Source organism: Ferrimonas pelagia (genome assembly GCF_039543565.1).
GTDB classification, from domain to species: domain Bacteria; phylum Pseudomonadota; class Gammaproteobacteria; order Enterobacterales; family Shewanellaceae; genus Ferrimonas; species Ferrimonas pelagia.
This window is the reverse complement of sequence record NZ_BAABJZ010000097.1, coordinates 58,873-82,350: the sequence shown is the minus strand read 5'-3', so window position 1 is coordinate 82,350 and position 23,478 is coordinate 58,873. Positions and strand designations below refer to the sequence as shown.

Sequence of the window (23,478 nt, the reverse complement as noted above, 5' to 3'; positions counted from 1 at the left end):
CACAGCACGAAGAAAAAGCCCGAACACTGTGGCGTTCGGGCTTTTCGCGTTCAATGGCGCACGTTCAGCCGCACGCCCCGCCGAATTAATCCGGCTTGATGTTCTGATTGAAGTGGAGCAGATTGTCGGGATCGTACGCCTGCTTCACCGCCACCAAGCGCTGATAATTATCGGCATAGGCCGACTCGATCCGACCGCCCTCCTCCTCCGTCATAAAGTTCACATAAGCACCGGCTGAAGCATACGGCTGAGCGGCATTAAACAAGGCGCGGGCCCAGTCGATATGGCTGCCGTCATCATGGATATCCTGCCAGCGAGCATGGATATTCATCACAAACTTGGCGTCCCTGGCCTGCCACGCCATCGCCTCGGGCGCAACCTCATTGCTGACTCCGGCAATGCAGGCAAAGAACACCTCACACTCGGGCCCAGGCTGCTGATCGGCAAAGTCCACCGCCAACTGCAACAGCTCAGGGCTGAGCTGGGTGAAGTTATGGGTTTTCCAATAATTGCGGGCACCGGCAGTGAGCATGGGATCGAACGCCTGTTGCCAGTCCACAAACGGCATCACTCCGATGTGCTCACCAACAGGCTCACCGAAGCTACGCAGGGTATCAACCAGCTTTTCACCGGAAGCGAGATCGCCGGTGTGGCAGATCGGGATCACCGCAACCGGCGTGCCATGCAGTGACGCATCGAGGAAGGGCAGCGGCGGGGCCGCGCGCAACACCACCCAAGCGTTAAAGGTTAAGGGGGTGGTCAGGATCCACTCGGCATAGCGCTTCAGCACTGCGTCAGCCTGGGCCAGCGGAAACACCATCAAACCCGCCAAGACGTCCGGCCCAACCGAAACCAGAGAGAAATCGAACCGGGTGACGATACCGAAATTGCCGCCACCGCCCCGCAATGCCCAAAATAGCTCGTCGTTTTCCGCTTCGTTGGCGTAGAGGATCTCGCCGTCGACGGTGATCAACTCCACCCCGACCAGCGAGTCCACCGTCATGCCGTATTGCCGCGTCAACCAACCAAAACCGCCACCGAGGGTGAGCCCTGCGATCCCCGTGGTGGAGTTGATCCCGATAGGGACCGCCAAGCCGTGGGCTTGGGTCGCAGCGTCCAACTGCTCGAGGATCACGCCGGGCTGGACATAGACTCGCTCGGCCGCCTGATCGAGCTCGATCCCCTGCATGTTCGACAGATCGATCATCAGCCCGCCATCGCAACTGGCATTGCCCGCGATGTTATGACCCGCGCCTCGCACGGCGATCTCCAATTGGTGTTGCCGTGCAAACTTGAGTGCGGCGATCACATCGCCGCGATCCCAGCATTGAACGATCAAGGCTGGGTGTTTGTCCGCCGTGGCATTCCATAACTGTCGAACCGCGTTGTAAGCGTCATTGTCCGGCGTGAACACCGGCCCGGCCAATACCGAGCGAAACTCAGAGATGAGGTTTGGATCCAACGTATTCATAGGCCCCCCGGGGAGCGCAACCACATTTGCAGCCCAGCCAATGCTGGGCTGCCCCGAGAGACAAGAATAGTCAAGCCCCGCTCGTTTAGCCGTGATGAACGCGATAGCGATCAGCTGGCGCCGACACCGACTCGATCACAGCTGACAAACGGCGCGATCGCGACCCGACTGCTTCGCCTGATACAGCGCCTGATCGGCGCGTTGATACATCTGCTCCAGCGAGTCATCGCCGCTGCTCCAACGGGTCGCACCGATGGACACCTTGATCGCGATCCGCTCACCCATATCGCTGATATAAGGCTGTTCACATAGCTGTTCTTTGATCTCTTGCGCGCGATTCTGCAATAGACTCATCGACGGCGCCGGCATCAGCAAGGCGAACTCCTCGCCACCGATCCGCGCCACCAGGGCTTCGCTGTCGACACAGTCGATCAAGCAATTCGCCAGATGCTTTAACACACCATCGCCAACCGGGTGGCCATAGCGATCATTGATCGCCTTAAAATGGTCCACATCCAGCACCAGCAACATCAGCGTCTCTCCTTGCGAGCTGGCCCGCTGGATAAACGTGCTACTGCTCTCAAAGAAACGACGGCGATTGCCGAGTCCCGTCAGCGAGTCTGTCAGCGCCAAACGCTTATAACGCTCTATCTTCGCTTGCTGGCGCGACACATTACTGACTAGGGTGCACACTGCGGGCTCACCATCCCAGCTCAGTACAAAATCCACCAGCTGGGCTTGCAGGCGCTCGCCCGTTACCGACTGATGATCTTCAATTTGGATCGTGTCCAGCTTGCCGGCATCCATCAGGGTTTGGTAGTTCTGCTGCGCCATCGGCCAGTGCTCCTCGCCGATCACGGCGCGCAGCGACGGCAGCGCCAACACATCATCGGTCGATTCAAATTGGAACAGATCGGCAAAGGCTTGGTTGGTGTACAGCGGCTTAAACCAACGATGCACCACCAGCGCGACGGGTAAACGTCCCACCAGATCCTGCAACTCGTGATGCGCAGCGGGAAACAGCAAGGTCAATTGAGTGTTATCTGGCGCCATGGCGCTGGTCGACAGGCACCACGGCACCTTGTCGTGACCAACAACCAACTCTCGCTTGGTACCGACACAGCGAGACAGAGCTTGCCGGATCGCAGGATCGGCCAGCGCTTGCTGGGCCGCTTCGTTGCAATTTAGTACGTGGCGACCACGATGGAGGATCGCTTTTTCCGGCAGGTAGTTAAGCCAGCGTTGGACTGTCTCCGGGGAACTGGACAGCATCTCTTTCTCTTGCGGTTAAACAACTCAGAAGGGGGATTGTACCTAGGAATTATTGCCGATAAAGGGAGGAAAATGTTAATTAAACAACCAGTTACGGCGTATCGATACGGCATGACTAAGTAAAAAACCGAAAAAGAACCACATTCAGCGCTATTTTGCGCACTCTGCCTGACTGTTTATGCAATTTGCCGAGAAAACACCCACATTTAGTCTCACTCTGTTCACAACTGAGTGAACAAAGAAGCGTCAAAGCCGACAGGCAACACACGCCGATCTCTTACGCGGCCTCCAGATATATCTAGCAGCGACGACTCGTATCTCCTGGATTTTAAGCAAAAAAAAGGAGCCTTTCGGCTCCCTCCTCTGTTCGGTTACTTGCCACCACGATTCTTAATGTGGTTTAGCACCTGGCGACGTTTACGCTGCTGCAACGGAGTCAGCTTCTCACGCTTACCTTCAAATGGGTTGGCACCTTCCTGGAACAACACCTTGATCGGCGTTCCCATCACCTGCAAGGCTCGGCGATAGTAGTTCATCAGGTAACGCTTATAGGAATCCGGCAGATCCCGCACCTGGTTGCCGTGCACCACCACGATAGGTGGATTGTAACCCCCAGCGTGCGCGTACTTCAGCTTCACCCGGCGACCACGCACCATAGGCGGCTGGTGGTCGTCCTGCGCCATCTGCATGATGCGGGTCAGCATCGCGGTCGAGGAGCGCTTGGTGGCCGAATCATACGCTTCCTGAACGGATTCGAACAGGTGACCCACACCGGTGCCGTGCAACGCGGAGATAAAGTGCAAACGGGCAAAATCAACAAAGCCTAAGCGACGATCCAGCTCACGCTTCACTTCCTCTTTCACCTCGGTATCCAGACCGTCCCACTTGTTGACCGCCAACACGATGGCCCGGCCCGCGTTAAGGGCAAAGCCCAGCAACGACAGATCCTGATCGGAGATCCCGGTTCGAGCATCGACGACCAGCAGCACCACGTTGGCGTCTTCAATGGCTTGCAGCGATTTGATCACCGAGAACTTCTCGACCGCCTCGATCATGTTCTTACGACGACGCACGCCAGCGGTGTCGATCAACACGTATTCTCGCTCATCCCGCTCCATCGGAATGTAGATAGAGTCGCGGGTTGAGCCTGGCATGTCATACACCACCACCCGCTCTTCACCCAAAATACGGTTGGTCAGCGTAGACTTGCCCACGTTCGGGCGACCAATAATGGCCAGCTTGATCGGCTGATTGCGCAGACGCTCCGCTTCCTCTTCGGCGGTCTCCTCCGTCGGCAGTTCCGCTTCCGCTTCTTCTGCCCACTCGTCGATCTCTTCCGGCGCGTCGCCGTGCTCTTTCTCAAACTCTTCAGCGAACGGCGCCAAAGCGTAGTGGATCAGGCTGGTCACGCCACGGTTCTGCGCCGCTGCGATCTGATGAATATCACCATGACCCAGCTTATAAAACTCGCCGACCGCCGCATCCGCATCGATGCCATCGGTCTTGTTGGCAACCAACAAGGTCGTTTTTTGGCGCGTACGCAGGTGTGACGCAATGGCCTCATCGGCCGCAGTCAGGCCTGCGCGCGCATCCACCATAAACAGCACGACATCGGCCTCTTCGATGGCCATCAGCGACTGCTCTGCCATCTTGGTTTCGATGCCCTCTTCGGTGCCATCGATACCACCGGTATCGACAACAATAAAGTCGTGCCCGGCCAAATTGGCCTGACCGTACTTCCGATCGCGCGTCAAACCGGGGAAGTCCGCCACCAGAGCGTCACGGGTGCCGGTTAGGCGGTTAAACAGGGTGGACTTCCCCACATTTGGGCGTCCGACCAGGGCAACCACTGGGATCATGCTATCGATACCTCAATTAATCTAACAAAAACGCCCCCGATTGTTCGGGGGCGTCGTAGTGTACAGGGAGTTTAAGGGATTGTCACCGCAGCAATCCGCCCCGAGCGGCTTTGCAGGTATAACGTATCCCCGTCGCGCATGGGTTGTGTGTACAAGCCACTGGAATCGATCCGAGTGTAGCCCAACAATTCCCCAGTGCTGCGATCCAAGATATGCAGGTAGCCTTCAAAGTCGCCAACGACCAAATGATCGCCGATCACCTGAGGTCCCGTCAGCATCCGCCCAGACAGCGCGCTGTTCGCCCAGTTTTCCAAACCGTTACGACGGTCAATGGAGTACAGGGTGCCGCGGGAATCGGTCATATAGAGCGCAAAACCCTGAATGGCCAACGGCGTGTAGCTGGAGTACTGACGGCTCCACAACACGCGACCGCTGCGCAGCTCGATCGATGCCAGGTTGCCATTAAAGGCCGCTGAGTAGAGGTTGTCACCCCGGACCAGCGGTTTAACGTCAACGTCGATCACCCGCTCCAACTCATTGGCACCGGTGGCTTCGGCTAGGCGCGCCTCCCAGATAGGGGCGCCGGTCTCTGCGAACAAAGCCCCGACCTTACCATCAGGCGTCCCGAACAGGGCTGCGCCTTGTGATTGAGCAATGCCGGAGCTGCCACGCAGCAACAACGGTGGCATGACCAGATCCATCTGCCACTGAAACTCGCCGCTATCGACATCGAAGGCTTGCACCTTACCGGCCGCGGTATTGACGATCACCATACGCCCGATCACGGCGGGATCGGCCAAGACCTCACCGCGGGTTGGCGCCTGCCAAACCACCTCACCATCATCCGCTGACAACGCGAACAGCATGCCGTTTTCGCTGCCAGCGAACACCTTGTTAAAGCCAGTGGCTAAGCCACCGGATAGACGAGCGCCGTCGTTCTTTTGCAAGGCGCCCTCAGCAAACTCACGGCGCAGATTGGTGATCCACAACTCGGAGCCGTCTTCCGGCGACAACGCCTTAACGACACCAAAGCGCTCGGCAACAAACAACTTGTCGTAAGCGAGTGCCGGCGAGAGTGAGGACCAGTAGTCCTCAACCCCTTTGCCGACGCGCTCCTGCCAAAGCACCGTGGCCTCAAGCGGGTTTTGCAGCTCCGGCAGCGGCGAGATCACCTCAGCTTCGTCATCACTGGATGCACAACCTGCCAGCACTACCGCGCTCAGCAGGCCAGCCAGCCATCCTTTTCTTGCCAGCAACATGACCGGTACTCCCTTAACTGGCTTGGGCCAGATCGTCCAGTTTCATCTGCAGTGCAGGGTTGTTCATCGCCCCGCCTGCGTCAACGGCGGATTGATACGCTTCCCGGGCTGCAGCAACGTCGCCTTGTTGCTTGTACAGGTCGCCCTGCAACTCGTCACGCTGCGCCGCAAAGGCGTCGTTGTTGATACCGGCCAAGGTGGCGCTGGCGCCATCCAGGTTTTGCTGAGCCAACTGCACACGAGCCAAACGCAATTGGGCCAAAGGCTTGGTCGCGGTGTCCAGCTTAGCAATGGCCTGAGTCAGCAAGGTTTCCGCTTGTGCCAGATCGCCCGCCTCAACCAGAGCTCGAGCCTGCAGCAGATCGGTCAAGGCTTGATAACCGTCGTTGCTGTGGGACTGGCGAAAGGCCTCCGCCGCCGCCTGCATCTCAACAGCACTGCCACTCTTATCGACCAGTTGGGCGAAAGCTTCGGAAGCCGCTTCACGCTGACCTTCCTGGTGATCCTGATAGGCATTCCAACCAAACAGACCGCCTAAGCCCAATACCGCACCACCAATGATGGAGACGCCGTACTCTTTCCAGAAGTTCTTGATCGCTTCTACTTGTTGTTCTTCAGTGTTGTACAGTTCCACACGTGTCCCCTTAAGACTGTGCCAACGCAGCCAACTCTTCGGTCAGCGCGTCCTTGGACAATTGACGCTGCTCACCGCCGCGCAGCGGTTTCAACGTCACGAGTCCTTGTTTCAATTCATCTTCACCCAAGATCAGAGCCACAGCGGCTCCACTCTTGTCGGCGCGCTTCATTTGTTTTTTGAAGTTACCGCCACCACAGTGGGTCATCACCTTAAGGCCTGGCACGTTTTGACGCAACTCCTGCGCCAGTTGCAGTGCCGCCGCGACAGCTCCGTCGCCCATGGCACACAGATAAACATCCGCCACGGACGGCAAGTTATCGAACTTACCTAAGGTATCCAGCAATAACACCAAGCGCTCGATCCCCATGGCAAAACCAACGGCCGGCGTATCTTTGCCGCCCAGTTGATCCACCAGTTTGTCGTAGCGACCACCGGCAAGTACGGTGCCCTGCGAACCAAGACTTTCAGTAACCCACTCAAATACAGTGCGATTATAATAATCGAGGCCACGTACCAAGCGAGGGTTTACGGTGTATTCGATGCCTGCAGCGTGCAACAGTTCACACAGAGTTTCAAAATGTTGCTTCGATTCGTCACCCAGGTATTCCATCAGCGTTGGCGCATCGGCCAACAAGGCCTGAACACCGGCGTCTTTGGAGTCCAGCACCCGCAGTGGGTTGCTGTGCAGGCGTCGCTGGCTGTCTTCATCCAACTGGTCGACATGCTGCTCCAAAAACGCCACCAAGGCGTCCTTATAGGCCGCACGCTCGTCGCTGTTGCCCAAGGTGTTGAGCTCGAGGCGGACGTGATCGGCCATGCCCAGCTGGCGCCATAACGCGGCAGACATCATCAGCACTTCGGCGTCGATGTCCGGCCCGCCCAGACCGTACACTTCAACACCGAATTGGTGGAACTGACGGTAGCGCCCTTTTTGCGGACGCTCATGGCGGAACATTGGCCCCATGTACCACAAGCGCTGCTCTTGGTTGTACAGCAGGCCGTGTTGGTTACCGGCGCGAACCGTCGATGCCGTGCCTTCCGGACGCAAGGTCAGGGAATCGCCATTGCGATCCTCAAAGGTGTACATCTCTTTCTCGACGATGTCGGTGACTTCACCGATGGCGCGCTTGAACAAGCCCGTCATCTCGACGATAGGGGTGCGGATCTCTTGATAGCCATAGCTGGCGACCAGTTGACGCAGAGCGGACTCAACCACCTGCCATTTCGCGGTATCCGCGGGCAGGCAGTCGTTCATGCCGCGGATCGCTTGGATCTGTTTTGCCACAATAAACCTGTCTAGATCTGAAAGTTACAATGAAGGGGGGACCAACACTGCCCAGCATTCAACACCGGGCAATGGGGTGAAATTAGGCGTCTTGTTCCTTGACGTCAATACGCTGCTGCTTCTGAGCGACTTGGGATCGGATCCGGGCTTCCAGTTGGTCGACCAGATCATTGTTGTCTAGCCGCTCCTTCTGGCGCTCGCCACCGATGTATAATCCGCTTTTACGGTTGCTGCCCGCCAAGCCAAGATCCGAGATCAAGGCTTCACCGGGTCCGTTCACCACACAGCCGATAATGGACACGTCCAGCGGGGTGATCACATCTTCCAGCCGTTGCTCTAGGGCATTGACGGTGCCGATCACATCAAACTCCTGGCGGGAGCAGGATGGGCAGGCGATAAAATTGATGCCGCGAGCGCGAATCCGCAAACTCTTGAGGATATCAAAGCCGACCTTGACCTCTTCAACCGGGTCCGCAGCCAGCGAGACGCGCAGCGTATCGCCGATCCCCTCGGACAACAGCATGCCAAGGCCGATCGCAGACTTAACGGAGCCAGCACGGGCGCCGCCCGCTTCGGTGATCCCCAAGTGCAAAGGTTGGACGATCTGTTTGGCCAAGCCACGGTACGCATCAACAGCGAGGAACACATCGGACGCCTTAACACTGACCTTAAACTGGTCAAAGTTCAGTCGGTCCAGAATGTCCACATGTCGCATCGCGGATTCCACCAGCGCCGCCGGTGTCGGCTCACCGTATTTTTCCTGGATCTCACGCTCCAGCGAACCGGCATTCACGCCGATCCGGATCGGGATATTGTTGTCACGCGCGCAATCAACCACCGCCCGGATCCGATCCTCCCGACCGATATTGCCCGGGTTGATCCGCAAACAATCCACACCATACTCCGCCACTTTCAGGGCGATGCGGTAATCAAAATGGATATCGGCCACCAGCGGAATGTTGCTCTGCTGTTTGATCAGCTTGAACGCTTCCGCGGCTTCCATAGTGGGGACGGAAACTCGCACAATGTCGGCGCCGGCGCGCTCGATCGCATTGATCTGCGCAACGGTTGCCGCAACATCTGTGGTGCGGGTGTTGGTCATGGATTGCACCGAGATGGGGGCGTCGCCCCCAACTGGCACATTGCCCACCATGATCTGGGTCGACTTACGTCGGATTATTGGAGATTCCTGATGCATGCTTCTTACTGAGGTAAGGTCACCCGTGCCACTCGACCGGCACGGAATGAGGAAAGATCGACGCTATCGCCATTAAACTCGAGGCTGACCGCTTCCGGCGCACCCAATCGCAGGCTAAATGGCGCCTTGCCACTGACAACTTCATTGAAACCAAGACCCTTCAGCCCCTCAACCAACACCTGACCATCGGCGTCCTGAACCAACATCCAGCAGTCGGCATTGAGCGTGATGGTGAGGGTGTCCGTTGCCACGGCGGGCTCGGCAACCGGCGCTGCCATTTCAGGCTCGGGCTGGATCATTTCAACGGTCTCGATCGGCTCAGGTTTTGGCTCGCTGACAGCAGGCTCATCCTGCTCGGGTAACGGAGCCGTCGAGGCGTCATCCACCAAAGGGGCCTCTGACTCAGGCGCGGCCTGGCTCAACTCCGGCTCGACTTCTGGCAGTTGCACCGCCACAGGCGCTTCATCGATGATCTCCGGGGTCTGGACCTGTGTCTCATCCGCCGGCGGCGTCTCTAAACTCTCAGTGCGGCCAAATAAGCCCCATAAGATCACGCCGACCAGACCGAAACCGAGCAGCCAACTGAGCATCATCCAGCGACTGTCATGCTTTTCCCTGTGGGTTCGTCCGGAAAAGCTTTGCATCGGCTTGGTCACTTCCGGCTGATGCACCGCGTCCAACGCTTCATTCAAGCGCTGCTCGTCCAAACCCACCAAGCGGGCGTAGTTACGCATATACCCACGAATGTAGGTGATCGACATTCCGGGCTCAAACGTGTCTTGCTCTAACCCCACAACAACCGAGTGGCGCAAGTTCAAACGCTGCGCCACCTGCTGTGTGGACAACCCGGCCTGTTCCCGCGCGTGTTTCAGCATCGGTCCAGGAGGATCCAGGCGTTTTTCGTTCTCTAGTTCGTCAGTCATTAGTAATACTTCGTTCGGTACGTTTTCGCCTGCTCAGAGTCAGGGTACTTAGCCAGCAATAATACCCCAAAGCGACGGGCGGCATCAGTATTCTGAACGCCAAACTCCAATTCCGCCCCTAACAGCAAACTGCTGGGCGATTCATGGCCACTTTGGTGGTAACGCTCCAAATAACTTCGAGCCTCGTTCCACTGCTGGGCATTGAAACTTAATTCTGCCACTTCTAACAAGGCTTCTGCGCGACGAGGGTCATAATTGAGAGCCTGTTCAAAGTACCCCAAGGCTTTCTCTGTCCAACCCGCCTGCCTCGCGCACAAACCCAGATTTTCATACGTTTGGCTCATCCGGATATAACCGGGTGTCTCTACGGCCTGATTCAACCAGCGATCCGCCTCAACGAAACGCTGTTGACGACACAGGAAGACACCAAAATTGTTGGCGGCATCGCCGTGACCGCGGTCCAAGCTGACGGCCTTGCGGTAAAACTGTTCCGCTTTCACGCTGTCCTTAACGGTGTCGTGATAATAGGCCATCGCCAGCAACACCTCGGTCGACGTGGGCGCCTGCTCCAAAGCCCGCTCCAGATTGAACTTGGCTTGCGTCGCATCGCCGCGCTGCAAATACGCCAAGCCCAGCGACACGCGATCGCGCGCCGCAGCCTCAGCATCGTATTCCATTTGCGCCACCTGCATGTCCGTGCCGCTGTAGGTGGTTTTTTGCACACAAGCGCAGAGCACTAAAGCTGGCAGCAGGGCCAGATACAAAGGTTTCATCGTTTCCCTGATGAGCCAGTCGTTCAAAACTTAGGTCATTGTGACTGAAATGCTTTGATCTTGCATACGTTTTTTCATTAAGCGCTTGGTGCGATCTCGTACGTCACCCACCAACTGGCCACACGCCGCGTCGATGTCATCACCTCGGGTTTTTCGCACGATCACGGTCAAACCGTAGTCCATCAGAACCTTAGAAAAGCGATCGATGCGTGAGTTTGAACTCTTACCGTACGGGCTGCCAGGATAAGGGTTGAATGGGATCAGGTTGATCTTACACGGCGTGTCCTTCATCACCTTGGCCAGCTCATGCGCGGTGTCGGTGCTGTCATTGATGTGATCCAGCATCACGTATTCCACCGTCACCCGCCCTTTGTTGGCGTAAGACTTGCTCAGATATAGGCGCACTGATTCGAGGAACATCTCGATGTTGTACTTTTTGTTGACCGGCACCAGCACATCGCGCAGCTCGTCGTTCGGCGCATGCAGGCTGATGGCCAGTGCACAGTCGACCAGATCACCCAGCTTGTCCAACGCCGGTACCACACCGGAGGTAGACAGGGTGACACGACGTTTGGACAGGGCAAAACCAAAGTCATCCAGCATGATATTGATGGCAGGCACGACGTTGCTCAGATTCAGCAGCGGCTCGCCCATGCCCATCAGCACGACATTGGAAATAGGACGATCTCGCACGTCACCGTTCAGGCCCATGTATTTAGCCACACGCCAAACCTGCCCGATGATCTCGGCCACCGTCAGATTACGGTTGAAGCCTTGTTGGGCGGTCGAGCAGAAACTGCATTCCAGCGCGCATCCAACCTGAGAGGAGATGCACACGGTGGCGCGATCGGCCTCCGGAATATACACGGCTTCGACCTGCTGGCCGTTACCCACATCGATGGCGAACTTGATGGTGCCATCGGAAGAGTGCTGACTGTTGGCGATCTCCGGCGCGACGATCTCCGTCTTTTCCTTCAACTTGGTGCGCAGTACCTTGTTGATGTTGGTCATCTGATCAAAGTCATCACAACCGTAGTGGTACAGCCACTTCATGACCTGATCTGCGCGGAAAGGTTTCTCGCCCATCTCAACGAAAAACGCACGTAATCCGTCGCGATCCAGGTTTAATAGGTTGATTTTGTCGTTCATCGGATGCCTCATCTACCAGCCGAAAATGGCGCGCAATTGTACAGGGTTCATTGCCCCCGCGTCCAGTCTCCACCGAAGCTTGCCCTAACCACCCCCACCCCAGCTATTATGGGCTCTATGATCGGTCCCGTCATTTAAGGAGAACAACCGGGAATGTTGATGCTATCAGTGTACATCGCAGTCGCCATCGGCGTGTCTTTCATCTGCAGTGTTTTGGAAGCCACATTACTCAGTGTGACGCCTGCTTATATCGCCGGCCTGAAAAAGGACCGGCCAGATGCAGCGGCACGCCTGGCAAAGCTCAAGGACAATGTGGAAGCACCGCTGGTGGCCATTCTGACCTTAAATACCATCGCCCATACGGCCGGCGCGGCCGGCGCGGGGGCCCAAGCGGCCGCCGTATTTGGCAGCCATGTGTTGGGCGTGTTTTCCGCCATTCTCACCTTTGCCATCCTGTTCTTCTCCGAGATCATCCCCAAAACACTCGGCGCCAATTACTGGCGTCAGCTCGCGCCGGTTACCATTCGGCCTTTGCAATGGCTGGTGTGGATCACCACCCCGCTGATCTGGCTATCCACCAAGATGACTCGCCTGTTCGGCAAAGAGGGTAGCGGTCAGTATATCCGCTCAGAGATGTCGGCGATGGCCGACATTGGTGCCGAATCCGGTGAGCTTAATGACAAAGAATCCAGCATCGTCAAACAGCTGCTGATGGCCCGTAGCATCCCTGTCAGCGCCATCATGACCCCACGTACCGTGATCCACTCCCTACCTCAGGCCATGACTCTGGCGGACTTTACCCACAGCCATGCCCGACGAAACTTCTCGCGCGTGCCGATCTACAATCAGGATCCTGACGATATCATCGGCTATGTCATGCGTTCTGAGGTCCTGCTGGCCGAAAAGCAGCAACCCGATGCAACGCTAAAAACCGTCCGGCACAACTTAATGATGGTGCCTGAGAACGCGCGCATTATGGGGATCTTCGAGCAGTTGCTGACCCGGCGGATCCAGATGGCCATGGTGGTTGATGAGTATGGGAGTGTGCGGGGTTTGATCACGATGGAGGACATCGTCGAATCCTTGCTGGGATTGGAGATCGTCGATCGTGACGATCCCGCCGACGACATGCAGCAATTGGCCAAAAAACTGTGGGAACACCGACAAAAGCAACGTAAGTTCCGAGTTAGCCATGAGCCTTCGGATCAAAACAGCAAAAAGCCAACAAGCTAAGCAGACGATTTGCATGAAAAAAGCGCCGACTAGGCGCTTATTTTCTGGATAACGCTCAACATCTTAGCGAGTGCGAGGACAGATCTCGTCGCTGGTAAAGAAATACGCAATTTCACGCTCTGCAGACGCAAGGGCATCTGAGCCGTGAACCGCGTTTTCATCGATGCTATTGGCAAAATCGCTGCGCAGTGTGCCGCGAGCGGCCTCCGCTGGGTTTGTCGCTCCCATTATCTCGCGATTGGCCAGAACCGCGTTCTCACCCTCGAGCACCTGGACCATGATCGGACCGGACGTCATAAATGCCACTAAGGCATCAAAGAACGGACGCTCTTTATGCTCGGCATAGAATCCCTCTGCCTGCTCTTTACTCAGGTGTACCATCTTACTTGCAACAATCTTCAGCCCCGCCGCTTCGAATCGGCTATAGACAGCACCGATCAAATTCTTCGCAACTGCATCTGGCTTCACAATAGAAAAAGTACGCTCAACGGCCATTGACCACTCCATGTAATGATAAGGACTACTAGTTCTCGCCGCGGATTATATGGCATTTACCGGCAAAAATCCCACCCCAGTCACACCCGAAACAACCTCAACCTGCGCGCACCGACATTTCCATGCAAAACCGTGAGCTGCCAGCTAGCGGGCGTACTTCACTCCGACCCAAGCACAATGCTTATCGCAGCAACGTCGATAACGGCTGACAAACCCTAGTTGGCACGCCATATCAACCAACTTCCTCAATTCCTTGGAATTATCTTCGTGCTCCGGCAACACCAGCATCAATCGTCCGCCATTTCCTAATCGACGCCAGGCGGCATCCAGCAAGGGCTGGTAGGGCTCATTAAGCCAATCGGGTAGGATGACCACGGCATCACATTGTTGCGAGTCGGCACTTGGGCCAGCCAACATCAACTCCACCTGGGATAACCGATTATCAAATTCCACATGGCTGACTGACGGGCCGGAGTCTTCGCACAGCAGTGCGACTTTACCTTGGGGGCCGACCGCATCCGCCAGATCTGCGATGACGTCACGCTCGGGGCGGCCATAAACCCAGACGCGCTCTGATCGGCGCAGGTTAAGCTTTCGTAATAAGAAACGGAACTGCCATTGAGAGCTTGAAGACGTGTCGGGGCCAAGCAGCTCGGAGGCGATACTGCGGACGATTTGAGTCATTTTTGTCACCGCAAGTTGAGGGATAGTGAGTCGTCACATAGTCTTGTAAGAGGAAGACTACAGCCGATAAAGCGACATTCCATTGACAAACATAAAATGCTTGTCTAATGAATGGAACCCCAATGTGACAATTTTTCGACCAGTATGGGGTTCCATAACCTAAATTGACGCCACCATCACATAACTCAATTCACTCAAGATACTGACTGAACTTCCTACAATAAGCTACGCAGGGCCCACAGATCCGGGAAGATATACTGGTGTAAGGACTTATGGAGGTAGGCTGCACCAGGTGAGCCGCCACTGCCGACTTTTCCGCCTATGGTACGTTCGACCATCTTGACGTGACGATAGCGCCATTCCTGCAGGCCTTCATCCAGATCGATCAGTAACTCAGCAACCAGGTTGATCTCGGGAGCGGCTTTCAAAATCTCCGCAAGTTGCCGTTGCCGCTCAGGGCTGGGATCGTAGATCAGCCCCGATCTTTGATGTACGGTCACCGGCTCGACCGCCATGCCCTTTGAGGACAAAAACGCGATAAAGGCTTGCCATAACGTCGGCTGCTCGCACCGTGATAACAAACGATTGTAGTGCTCAGGCTGTTCCTGTTGCACCTTGATGGCGTGCTCTGAGCGCAGGCCACACAGGATCTCCAATTCTCGAAACTGCCAGGACTGGAATCCACTGGAGCTCTGCAGGAAATCACGGAAACTGTTGAACTCCATCGGCGTCATCGTTTCCAGGATGTCCACCTGACCCACCAGCGTTTTCATGATGGTTAAGATCCGCCGAAGGGTCTTGGCGCTGTGCCAAACCTCGCCCTGCTGTAACATGGGGATCAGCTTATCCATCTCGTGCAGGATCTGCTTGAACCACAACTCGTAGGTTTGGTGGATCACGATAAACAACATCTCATCATGTTCGGCGGGCTCGGACTGCAACTGTTGCAGCGCTATTAACTCGTCCACTTTGAGGTAACTGCCATAGGTCAGTGCCATAAAAACTCCGTTTTAATCGATTCTCCCTCTCACTCTATGGCGCTCGATGCAAGCGATCCAGCATGCCGGGGGTGCCGTCGTCGTCGCTCGGCGCAAACCGAACCTGACAGCACGCTTCTGTCTCAGGCTCCGTGTGTAAATGGCCGTACATCTGGGTTCACAGCCAGAAAAAAAATATGTCCCACGACGCTGTAGACGCTCGATAACAAGCTTGGGCGCTATGCCATATGTTGGCCACCGAACGCAGATCCAAGCATTGAGGCACCGAGACAGATCTTCAGCCCGCCGGACAGAGCAGTGAGCCGCTCGGACGGCAGCGGGCCGCTTCTATGATCGGCACTCTCCACCGAGTGCCGAGACAAGCTTCAACGTTCGGCTGTAGCGAGCCGTCAGCAAGGGAGCAGTAAGGGAGCAGAACGACGAAACACTGCGGTCGAGGATCTGCAGCGGGCTTGTGCAAAGAGGGATACCCAGATGGCTTGCCGGCGCAAACGCGAATTAAGGTTGGTGCTAGGTGCAACCGGTTGAGATCCGCAAAAAACCAGCCGGTATCGATGCGACGGCGCAAAGAAAAAGCGGCCATTGTGGCCGCTTAGTCGTTTCCCAATTAATCGACTTCGTCGATCCAGGCTTGTTGGATGGCTTCCAGGATCCGCTCCCCACAATGATCCGGATCGTCATCAAATCCGTCCAATGCCAGTACCCAATCTCGCAGATCGGTAAATCGGATCTGGGTCGGATCCTGCTGCGGGTGTCGCTCCGCCAATTCAATGGCAATGTCTTGTACATCAATCCACTTCATCGCTCGCCCTCCGCTTGCCATCGGCCCTATCAGTGGTGGTGCTCGGACACCTGATTAATGGTGTAGCGTGGAATGTCGATCACCAGATCGCTGTCTTCCACTTTAGATTGGCACGACAGACGTGACTCGGGCTCTAACCCCCATGCCTTGTCCAGCATGTCATCTTCCAACTCATCGCTCTCTTCCAGCGAATCAAAGCCTTCACGCACGACCACGTGGCAGGTTGTGCAGGCACAGGATTTCTCGCACGCGTGCTCGATATGGATCCCGTTACGCAGCGCCACATCCAGCACGGTTTCACCCTGTTCCGCTTCCACTTCCATGCCTTCTGGGCACAGCTCGTGATGCGGCAAAAATACGATCTTAGGCATGATTTCCTCTTATACGTTATCGACGGACTGTCCGGATAGTGCGCGACGGATCGACAGATCCATGCGCAGCGCGGCAAACTCACCGCTGGCCTTATCCAGATCTTCGATCCCTTGCTTGATGGCTCGGCCGTCTTCGCCTTCGCACAGTACAGACAACGCCTGCATCTGCTGCATCAGCACCTGAATTGCTTGTTCATTGAGCAGTACCTTACCGTCCTGCTCCAATGCCTTGGTCAAACTTTCGATCACCCGGCCGGCTTCGATCCGCTGCTCGGTCAACATCCGCACTTCGATGTCCTGCTTGGCATGGGCCATCGAATCGGACAGCATCTGGGTGATCTCATTATCGCTCAGACCGAACGACGGCTTCACCTGAATGGATGACTGCACCCCAGTGGTCTTCTCATTGGCTGTCACGCTGAGCAGACCGTCAGCATCGACCTGGAAGGTAACGCGAACCACCGCCGTCCCTGCGGCCATCGCCGGCAGGCCCCGTAGCTCGAATCGAGCCAGGCTACGGCAATCCGCTACCATCTCCCGCTCGCCCTGCACCACGTGGATGGCCATGGCACTTTGGCCGTCTTTATACGTCGTGAACTCCTGCGCGCGGGCCACCGGGATCGTGGTGTTACGTGGGATCACCTTCTCGGTAAGCCCCCCCATGGTTTCCAGTCCCAGTGACAAAGGCAACACATCCAGCAACAGCATCTCTGAGTCCGGCTTGTTCCCCACCAGGATATCCGCCTGGATCGCGGCGCCGATCGCCACGACACGATCCGGATCGATGCTGGTCAAAGGCTCACGGCCAAAGTAGTCGCCGATCTGGCTTCGTACCGCGGGCACCCGGGTCGAGCCGCCAACCATCACCACCTGCAACACTTCTTCGGCGTCCACGCCCGCGTCCTTAAGACAACGACGGCAAGCCATCAAGGTTCGCTTGACCAACGGCTGGATCAGCGCATCAAACTGCGCACGGCTGATCTCCGCCGTCCAATCGTCGATCTGCGCCGACACACTCTGGGCGTTGGTCAATGCTTCCTTAACCCGACAGGCCTCGTTCATCAGCTGTCGTTGCATGCTTGGTGACGGCGCGTTGATCCCCGCCAGCTCAGCCAAATGAGTCGCCAGTAGATGATCGAAGTCATCCCCACCCAGCGCAGAGTCACCGCCGGTCGCCAACACCTCAAAGACCCCGTGATGCAAGCGTAAAATGGAGATGTCAAAGGTGCCGCCGCCCAGATCGTAGACCGCGATCAACCCTTCCTGACCGCTATCGAGCCCGTAGGCAATAGACGCAGCCGTTGGCTCATTAAGCAGGCGCAGGACCTTCACGCCGAGTAACTCGGCCGCGTCTTTGGTGCCCTGACGCTGCGCATCATCAAAATAGGCCGGTACCGTGATCACGGCCCCAGAGAGCGCACCACCTAACGTGGCTTCCGCCTGTGCAACCAGAGGTCGTAAGACTTCCGCGGAGATCTGAATGGCATTTTGCTCGCCGGCACGGGTCACAAACAGGGGCAGCCCATTGTCTGAGCCCTTCAGCTGATAGGGCTGATCGGGATAGCGTGCCTCAACGTCCGCCAGCGAGCGGCCCAGATAACGCTTGACCGAGATAATGGTGTTGGCAGGATCCGCCACCGCGGCCGCTTTGGCCTGCGCTCCGGTTTCGATCCCATCTTCCCCAAAACGAACCACGGAAGGCATGCCATGCAGCCCCTGTGCGTCCGGCAAGGTTTCCGCTTGACCACTGCGCACAGCAGCAACCAAAGAGTTGGTGGTTCCCAGATCGATCCCCACAGCCAGCTTATGCTGGTGCGGAGCGGCGCTCTGACCCGGTTCTGCGATCTGCAGTAATGCCATAGTGTTATTATCCGCTACTTACAGCTCCCACTGCTCTTCCAGCAGTGCGAGTTCTTGTTCCAGTTTTTCGACAAACTTGAGCTTACGCAGTTGTTCGGCTGCATCGGCCCACAGTTGCTGATCCAATCGAGTTTTCAGATCGCCGGTCATCTGCCGCTTCAGCTGACGAAACTCCCGCTCCAACGCCTCGGCTGCCATCATGGGATCGGCCGCATCGGCCAACGCTTCCAGCGCTTCACGCCATTCCATTTGCTGCATCAAAAACAGGGGATCTTTAACCGTCGTGGTTTCGCCACGCAGTTCAATGCCATGCAGGCGCAACAGATATTCGGCACGCGTTAGGGGGGATTTGAGGGTTTGGAATGCGTCGTTTACCTCGGCGGCTTTATGCATCGCCATCAGACGATCACGGTCGCTGCCGGAAGCAAACTTATCGGGATGGACCGCTCGTTGCAGCTCGCGGTAGCGACTGGCCAAAACGGTCCCATCCAGCTCAAACCCTTGCGGTAGCGCAAACAGTTCGAAGTAATTCATCAGATCGCCTTAAACGGTAAAGCTTTCGCCGCAGCCACATTCACCGTTGGCATTGGGGTTTTCGAACTTAAAGCCTTCGTTCAGGCCCTCTTTAACGAAATCCACTTCCAAGCCATCCAGATAGACCATGCTTTTCGCATCAATAATGATATTGACACCCAGCAGTTCAAACACCTCATCGCCCGGCCCAAGCTCATCAACAAACTCAAGCACGTAAGCCAAACCGGAGCAACCGGAGGTCTTCAGGCCCAAGCGCAGCCCGATCCCCTTGCCACGGTTTGCCAGATAGGATTTGACCCGCTCGGCAGCGGCTTCGGTCAAGGTAATGGCCATTTACTACTCCAGTTTTACTTCTCTTGCTTGCTCTTGTAATCGGTGATGGCCGCCTTGATGGCGTCCTCAGCCAAGATAGAGCAGTGGATCTTCACCGGTGGCAATGCCAACTCTTCAGCGATCGCGGTGTTTTTGATCTCCGCCGCTTCATCCAAGGTCTTGCCCTTGACCCACTCGGTCACCAGGGAGCTGGACGCGATCGCGCTGCCACAGCCATAGGTCTTGAATTTCGCGTCTTCGATCACACCCTCATCGGTGATCTTCAACTGCAACTTCATGACATCGCCACAGGCCGGTGCACCCACCATCCCAGTTGCGACGTTTGGATCGTTTTTGTCAAAAGAACCAACGTTACGTGGGTTCTCATAATGGTCGATAACTTTATCACTGTAAGCCATAACAGAGCTCCAAGCCTTGCTTCAATCTGTGAAGCGAAGCCCGCGTCGCACAGGGAATCGGCGCGCGGGCGGGAAAACCAATTAGTGCGCTGTCCACTCTACCTTGGACAGATCCACACCGTCTTTGAACATCTCCCACAGTGGGGACATGTCGCGCAATTTGCCGATGGACTCGTTGATCACCGCGATGGCGTGATCCACTTCCTCTTCGGTGGTAAATCGGCCGATGCTGAACCGGATGGAGCTGTGCGCCATCTCATCGTTCAAGCCCAGCGCGCGCAGCACATAGCTCGGCTCCAGGGATGCAGAGGTACAAGCTGAGCCCGAAGAGACCGCCAGATCTTTCAGCGCCATGATCAGGGATTCACCCTCAACGAAGTTAAAGCTGACATTCAGATTGCCCGCCGTACGCTGCTCGACATCGCCGTTGACGTACACCTCTTCCATGCCCTTGATGCCGTTCCACAAACGGTTACGCAGACTCAGAATGCGGTCATTCTCGGTCGCCATCTCTTCACGTGCGATGCGACAGGCCTCACCCAGACCGACGATCTGGTGAGTGGCCAACGTACCGGAGCGCATACCGCGCTCATGACCGCCACCGTGCATCTGGGCTTCCAGACGAACCCGTGGTTTACGACGGACATACAGTGCGCCGATCCCTTTCGGGCCGTACATTTTATGGGCGGAGATGGAGATCATATCGATCTTCATGGTCTTCACATCCAGTGGGATCTTACCGGCGCTTTGCGCGGCATCAACGTGGAAAAGGATCCCCTTGCTGCGACACAACTCACCGATCGCGGCAACGTCATGCACCACACCGATCTCGTTGTTGACGTGCATGATCGACACCAGCACGGTGTCTTCCCGCATGGCAGCTTCGATGCGCTCGAGCGGGATGATCCCATTCTCAGCGGGCTCAAGGTAAGTCACCTCAAATCCTTCGCGCTCTAGCTGACGACAGGGATCCAACACCGCCTTGTGCTCGGTCTTGCTGGTAATGATGTGTTTGCCTTTCTTCTGATAGAAGTTGGCAGCCCCTTTAATCGCCAGGTTATCTGACTCGGTAGCCCCTGAGGTAAACACGATCTCACGCGGATCGGCGTTCAAAAGCTCAGCCACCTGGTTTCGGGCCACATCAACGGACTCTTCCGCTTGCCAACCGAATCGGTGTGAGCGGGAAGCCGGGTTGCCGAAATTACCGTCCAGGGTCAAATGTTGCATCATCACTTCAGCCACACGAGGGTCCACAGGGGTGGTGGCAGAGTAATCAAAATAGATGGGGAGTTTCATTACCTTCTCCGCTTGCGAGCCGGCTACCATGGTACCGGCGTAATACTACGAGGTGCTGTCTAAACCCGAACTCGGGATTGACTGCGGTCCTGCGCCTGTTCTTGACGCAGGCTAACGACTTTCACTTGCCGATCCGACATCAGATCAGCAAGGCTGATACCATCAAGAAAACTGGCAATGCGCTCACTCAGATCGCCCCACAACGAATGGGTCAGGCAGCGCGCGCCCCCTTGGCAATTACTCTTGCCATGGCAACGCGTTGCGTCCACCGACTCATCAACGGCGTGCACCACCATGCCCACCGAGATCTCTTCTGCCGCTTTACCGAGCAGATAGCCGCCGCCGGGTCCGCGAACACTGGAGACCAAACCGCGCTTGCGCAGCTTGGCAAACAGTTGCTCTAGGTAGGACAAAGAGATCCCTTGTCGTTCAGAGATATCTGCCAGTGGCACCGGACCTTGTGGCGTATGCAGTGCCACGTCCAGGATCGCCGTGACCGCGTAGCGGCCTTTCGATGTGAGTCTCATTGCCAGTTTCCTTCCGAAAATCTACTGCCCAGTCTACTTACCCGACCATTTTAGTCAAGTATTAAACCTAGGAAACCAGTCAGGTATTTCTACGGTATTGCGCAACTTTTTCCGAGCAATACCCCAGTGCTGCGCAGCGGTATTTAACCCTATTGGCAGGTCGGGATCAAATACCATAACCTCCGTCGTTTACGCCGGATCACTCCCCAAGCACCGTCACGGCAATATTGCGCCGAATTTCAACAGGCAAAGGGAGTCTGGATCCGCGTTTTTTGAGCAATTCGCTTCATGTATGCGACGATTTCGCCCGAACTGTCGAACATTTAACCGATTGAAATTTTCAGCGATCGCCCTGTTCGCTTTTGTCAGCGGCACGCTCCACCGAGGTCAGCACGCCACGTAAGATATTCATCTCTGCCGTTTCGGGCCGAGCACGATTAAACAGCCGCCTGAGCTTGTTCATGATCTGGCCTGGATGGGCCTGGATAATGAATCCGGTTTTGAGCAGGGCACGCTCAAGATGCTGATAGAACCCCTCCATCTGTTCTGAGGTGGGGTACGCTTCACGCTCCGACTCGACGCTCTCCTCTTGCTCCAAGAATGCCATGCGGGTCTCATAAGTCAGCAGTTGCACCGCCTGAGCCAGGTTGAGCGAGCTGTACTCCGGGTTCGCAGGGATACTGACGTGAAAATGGCACAGTTGCAGCTCTTCATTATTGAGGCCGTGGTTTTCCCGCCCAAACACCAAAGCAACCGGCCCGGTGGAGGCCTCTGCCACCAGCTTACGCCCGGCTTGGCGCGCATCCAGCATTGGCCAGCTCAGGGTACGGGAGCGGGCGCTGGTGCCGATCACCAATGAGCAGTCGGCAATGGCCGATTTGAGATCCTCGGTGATCACCACATCTTTGAGCAGATCACTGGCGCCCGCAGCCAATGCCATGGACTTGCCGTCGATCTCGGTACGTGGCTCGGCCAGAACCAGACGTGATAGCCCCATATTTTTCAGGGCACGGGCGGCAGAACCTATATTGCCGGGGTGGGATGTCCCGACCAGAATAATGCGGATGTTTTCAAGCATGGGGTGACCGTATCTTAGCGTTAGAAGCAGAAAGGCCGGATAGTACCACAGCCACGGTCTATGCTTGAGGGATTTAACGCTTGCCATGTGGTGCGATTCTGGTAGAATTCTGCGCCTAAATTTCGGGCTTGTCCCGGGGTATCGCGTTCTTTTACATCCTTGGGGTCAAATCCTATGCATCCGATGCTGAACATCGCCGTGCGCGCTGCGCGCAGTGCTGGCACCGTAATTACCCGTGCTTTTGAAGATCTGGACAAAGTCGAAGTTGAGCAGAAAGGCCTCAATGACTTTGTGACCAATGTTGATCGCGACGCAGAAGCCGCCATCATTGCGACCATTCGCAAGTCCTACCCACAGCACACCATCATCAGTGAAGAGTGCGGTACACAAACCGGCGAACACGATGAGTTCCGTTGGATCATTGACCCTCTGGATGGCACCACCAACTTCATGAAAGGGATCCCACACTTCGCGGTTTCCGTTGCTCTGCAGATCAATGGCAAAATCGAGCACGGTGTGGTTTACGATCCGATCCGCAACGAACTGTTCTCTGCCAGCCGCGGTGCCGGCGTTCAGTTGGACAGCCGTCGTCTTCGCGTTGGCAAACATCGCGACATCAAAGGCACCCTGCTCGCGACCGGTTTCCCGTTCAAGCAGCGTCAGCACACCGAAGCCTACTTGGCGATCTTCAACGATCTGTTTACCGATGTTGCAGACATGCGCCGCAACGGCTCTGCCGCACTGGATCTGGCCTATGTTGCCGCCGGTCGGATCGACGGTTACTGGGAGATCGGTCTGAAGCCATGGGATTTCGCTGCTGGCGAACTGCTGGTGCGTGAGGCGGGTGGCTTGGTGTCCGACTTTACCGGTGGTCACAACCACCTGCTGTCCGGCAACATCGTCGCCGGTGCGCCGAAGATCACCGCGGGTATTGTCAATAAGATGCGCCCACACCTGAACGAAGCCCTGAAGCGCTAAGCTCTGCTTCCTCAGTTGTCAGGATCCATACCTGACCAAAAGGCCCTAACGTCTCGACGTTAGGG

At 56.3% G+C, this 23,478-nt stretch carries 24 protein-coding genes; 2 read left to right on the top strand and 22 right to left on the bottom strand.

Annotation, left to right across the window (positions count from 1 at the left end; translation table 11 throughout):
* Nucleotides 1-85 precede the first annotated feature (85 nt).
* From ABEA08_RS16820 to rlmN, 10 genes are all read right to left on the bottom strand, one after another.
* Nucleotides 86-1,471, bottom strand: coding sequence for an FAD-binding oxidoreductase (locus ABEA08_RS16820; protein WP_345336536.1), 1,386 nt, complete (start codon nt 1,469-1,471; stop codon nt 86-88).
* Nucleotides 1,472-1,606: 135 nt separating this feature from the next.
* On the bottom strand, nt 1,607-2,743 hold the full coding sequence (locus tag ABEA08_RS16815; RefSeq protein ID WP_345336535.1) for a GGDEF domain-containing protein: 1,137 nt from the start codon (nt 2,741-2,743) through the stop codon (nt 1,607-1,609).
* Between the two features lie 371 nt (nt 2,744-3,114).
* Entirely contained in the window at nt 3,115-4,602 is a 1,488-nt protein-coding gene (gene der, locus ABEA08_RS16810) for a ribosome biogenesis GTPase Der (protein ID WP_345336534.1), read from the bottom strand.
* Between the two features lie 71 nt (nt 4,603-4,673).
* Nucleotides 4,674-5,861 carry an outer membrane protein assembly factor BamB gene (gene bamB, locus ABEA08_RS16805; RefSeq protein ID WP_345336533.1) on the bottom strand — a complete coding sequence of 396 codons (1,188 nt, stop codon included), beginning with the start codon at nt 5,859-5,861 and terminating at the stop codon, nt 4,674-4,676.
* Between the two features lie 13 nt (nt 5,862-5,874).
* Nucleotides 5,875-6,495 carry a YfgM family protein gene (locus ABEA08_RS16800; RefSeq protein WP_345336532.1) on the bottom strand — a complete coding sequence of 207 codons (621 nt, stop codon included), beginning with the start codon at nt 6,493-6,495 and terminating at the stop codon, nt 5,875-5,877.
* 10 nt (nt 6,496-6,505) lie between these two features.
* Entirely contained in the window at nt 6,506-7,783 is a 1,278-nt protein-coding gene (hisS, locus tag ABEA08_RS16795; protein WP_345336531.1) for a histidine--tRNA ligase, read from the bottom strand.
* Nucleotides 7,784-7,865: 82 nt separating this feature from the next.
* Entirely contained in the window at nt 7,866-8,981 is a 1,116-nt protein-coding gene (gene ispG / locus ABEA08_RS16790) for a flavodoxin-dependent (E)-4-hydroxy-3-methylbut-2-enyl-diphosphate synthase (protein WP_345336530.1), read from the bottom strand.
* A 5-nt stretch (nt 8,982-8,986) separates the two neighbouring features.
* Entirely contained in the window at nt 8,987-9,904 is a 918-nt protein-coding gene (locus ABEA08_RS16785) for a RodZ domain-containing protein (protein ID WP_345336529.1), read from the bottom strand.
* A complete protein-coding gene (gene pilW, locus ABEA08_RS16780) occupies nt 9,904-10,677 on the bottom strand; it encodes a type IV pilus biogenesis/stability protein PilW (protein WP_345336528.1) in 774 nt (257 codons plus the stop codon). Before pilW ends, ABEA08_RS16785 begins: the two co-directional genes overlap by 1 nt.
* Nucleotides 10,678-10,707: 30 nt before the next feature.
* Nucleotides 10,708-11,826: a dual-specificity RNA methyltransferase RlmN gene (gene rlmN / locus ABEA08_RS16775; RefSeq protein WP_345336527.1), complete on the bottom strand. Its 1,119-nt coding sequence runs from the start codon at nt 11,824-11,826 to the stop codon at nt 10,708-10,710.
* Nucleotides 11,827-11,979: 153 nt separating this feature from the next.
* On the opposite strand from rlmN, the gene ABEA08_RS16770 reads away from it, so the two are divergent.
* A complete protein-coding gene (locus tag ABEA08_RS16770) occupies nt 11,980-13,059 on the top strand; it encodes a CNNM domain-containing protein (RefSeq protein WP_345336526.1) in 1,080 nt (359 codons plus the stop codon).
* Nucleotides 13,060-13,122: 63 nt separating this feature from the next.
* Here ABEA08_RS16770 and ndk read toward each other — a convergent pair whose 3' ends face one another.
* The 12 genes from ndk to trmJ form a co-directional block, all read right to left on the bottom strand.
* On the bottom strand, nt 13,123-13,554 hold the full coding sequence (gene ndk / locus ABEA08_RS16765) for a nucleoside-diphosphate kinase (protein WP_345336525.1): 432 nt from the start codon (nt 13,552-13,554) through the stop codon (nt 13,123-13,125).
* Nucleotides 13,555-13,698: 144 nt separating this feature from the next.
* Nucleotides 13,699-14,238 (bottom strand): hypothetical protein, encoded by a 540-nt coding sequence (locus tag ABEA08_RS16760; protein ID WP_345336524.1) that lies wholly within the window; start codon nt 14,236-14,238, stop codon nt 13,699-13,701.
* A gap of 215 nt (nt 14,239-14,453) precedes the next feature.
* Nucleotides 14,454-15,236 carry a tryptophan 2,3-dioxygenase gene (locus ABEA08_RS16755; RefSeq protein ID WP_345336523.1) on the bottom strand — a complete coding sequence of 261 codons (783 nt, stop codon included), beginning with the start codon at nt 15,234-15,236 and terminating at the stop codon, nt 14,454-14,456.
* Between the two features lie 607 nt (nt 15,237-15,843).
* Nucleotides 15,844-16,038: a Fe-S cluster assembly protein IscX gene (gene iscX, locus ABEA08_RS16750; protein WP_345336522.1), complete on the bottom strand. Its 195-nt coding sequence runs from the start codon at nt 16,036-16,038 to the stop codon at nt 15,844-15,846.
* A 29-nt stretch (nt 16,039-16,067) separates the two neighbouring features.
* Entirely contained in the window at nt 16,068-16,409 is a 342-nt protein-coding gene (gene fdx, locus ABEA08_RS16745; protein WP_345336521.1) for an ISC system 2Fe-2S type ferredoxin, read from the bottom strand.
* A gap of 9 nt (nt 16,410-16,418) precedes the next feature.
* Nucleotides 16,419-18,269, bottom strand: a complete 1,851-nt coding sequence (gene hscA / locus ABEA08_RS16740) for a Fe-S protein assembly chaperone HscA (protein WP_345336520.1) — start codon at nt 18,267-18,269, stop codon at nt 16,419-16,421.
* An 18-nt stretch (nt 18,270-18,287) separates the two neighbouring features.
* Entirely contained in the window at nt 18,288-18,803 is a 516-nt protein-coding gene (gene hscB / locus ABEA08_RS16735; RefSeq protein WP_345336519.1) for a co-chaperone HscB, read from the bottom strand.
* A gap of 9 nt (nt 18,804-18,812) precedes the next feature.
* Complete coding sequence (gene iscA, locus ABEA08_RS16730; RefSeq protein WP_345336518.1) at nt 18,813-19,136, bottom strand: iron-sulfur cluster assembly protein IscA; 324 nt, start codon at nt 19,134-19,136, stop codon at nt 18,813-18,815.
* Nucleotides 19,137-19,150: 14 nt separating this feature from the next.
* Entirely contained in the window at nt 19,151-19,534 is a 384-nt protein-coding gene (iscU, locus tag ABEA08_RS16725; protein ID WP_345336517.1) for a Fe-S cluster assembly scaffold IscU, read from the bottom strand.
* 81 nt (nt 19,535-19,615) lie between these two features.
* Complete coding sequence (locus tag ABEA08_RS16720) at nt 19,616-20,830, bottom strand: IscS subfamily cysteine desulfurase (protein WP_345336516.1); 1,215 nt, start codon at nt 20,828-20,830, stop codon at nt 19,616-19,618.
* A gap of 59 nt (nt 20,831-20,889) precedes the next feature.
* Nucleotides 20,890-21,357 carry a Fe-S cluster assembly transcriptional regulator IscR gene (gene iscR / locus ABEA08_RS16715; RefSeq protein ID WP_345336515.1) on the bottom strand — a complete coding sequence of 156 codons (468 nt, stop codon included), beginning with the start codon at nt 21,355-21,357 and terminating at the stop codon, nt 20,890-20,892.
* A gap of 340 nt (nt 21,358-21,697) precedes the next feature.
* Nucleotides 21,698-22,435, bottom strand: coding sequence for a tRNA (cytosine(32)/uridine(32)-2'-O)-methyltransferase TrmJ (gene trmJ, locus ABEA08_RS16710; protein WP_345336514.1), 738 nt, complete (start codon nt 22,433-22,435; stop codon nt 21,698-21,700).
* Between the two features lie 174 nt (nt 22,436-22,609).
* Here trmJ and suhB point away from each other — a divergent pair, with 174 nt between their 5' ends.
* Nucleotides 22,610-23,413 carry an inositol-1-monophosphatase gene (suhB, locus tag ABEA08_RS16705; RefSeq protein WP_345336513.1) on the top strand — a complete coding sequence of 268 codons (804 nt, stop codon included), beginning with the start codon at nt 22,610-22,612 and terminating at the stop codon, nt 23,411-23,413.
* Nucleotides 23,414-23,478: the final 65 nt, after the last annotated feature.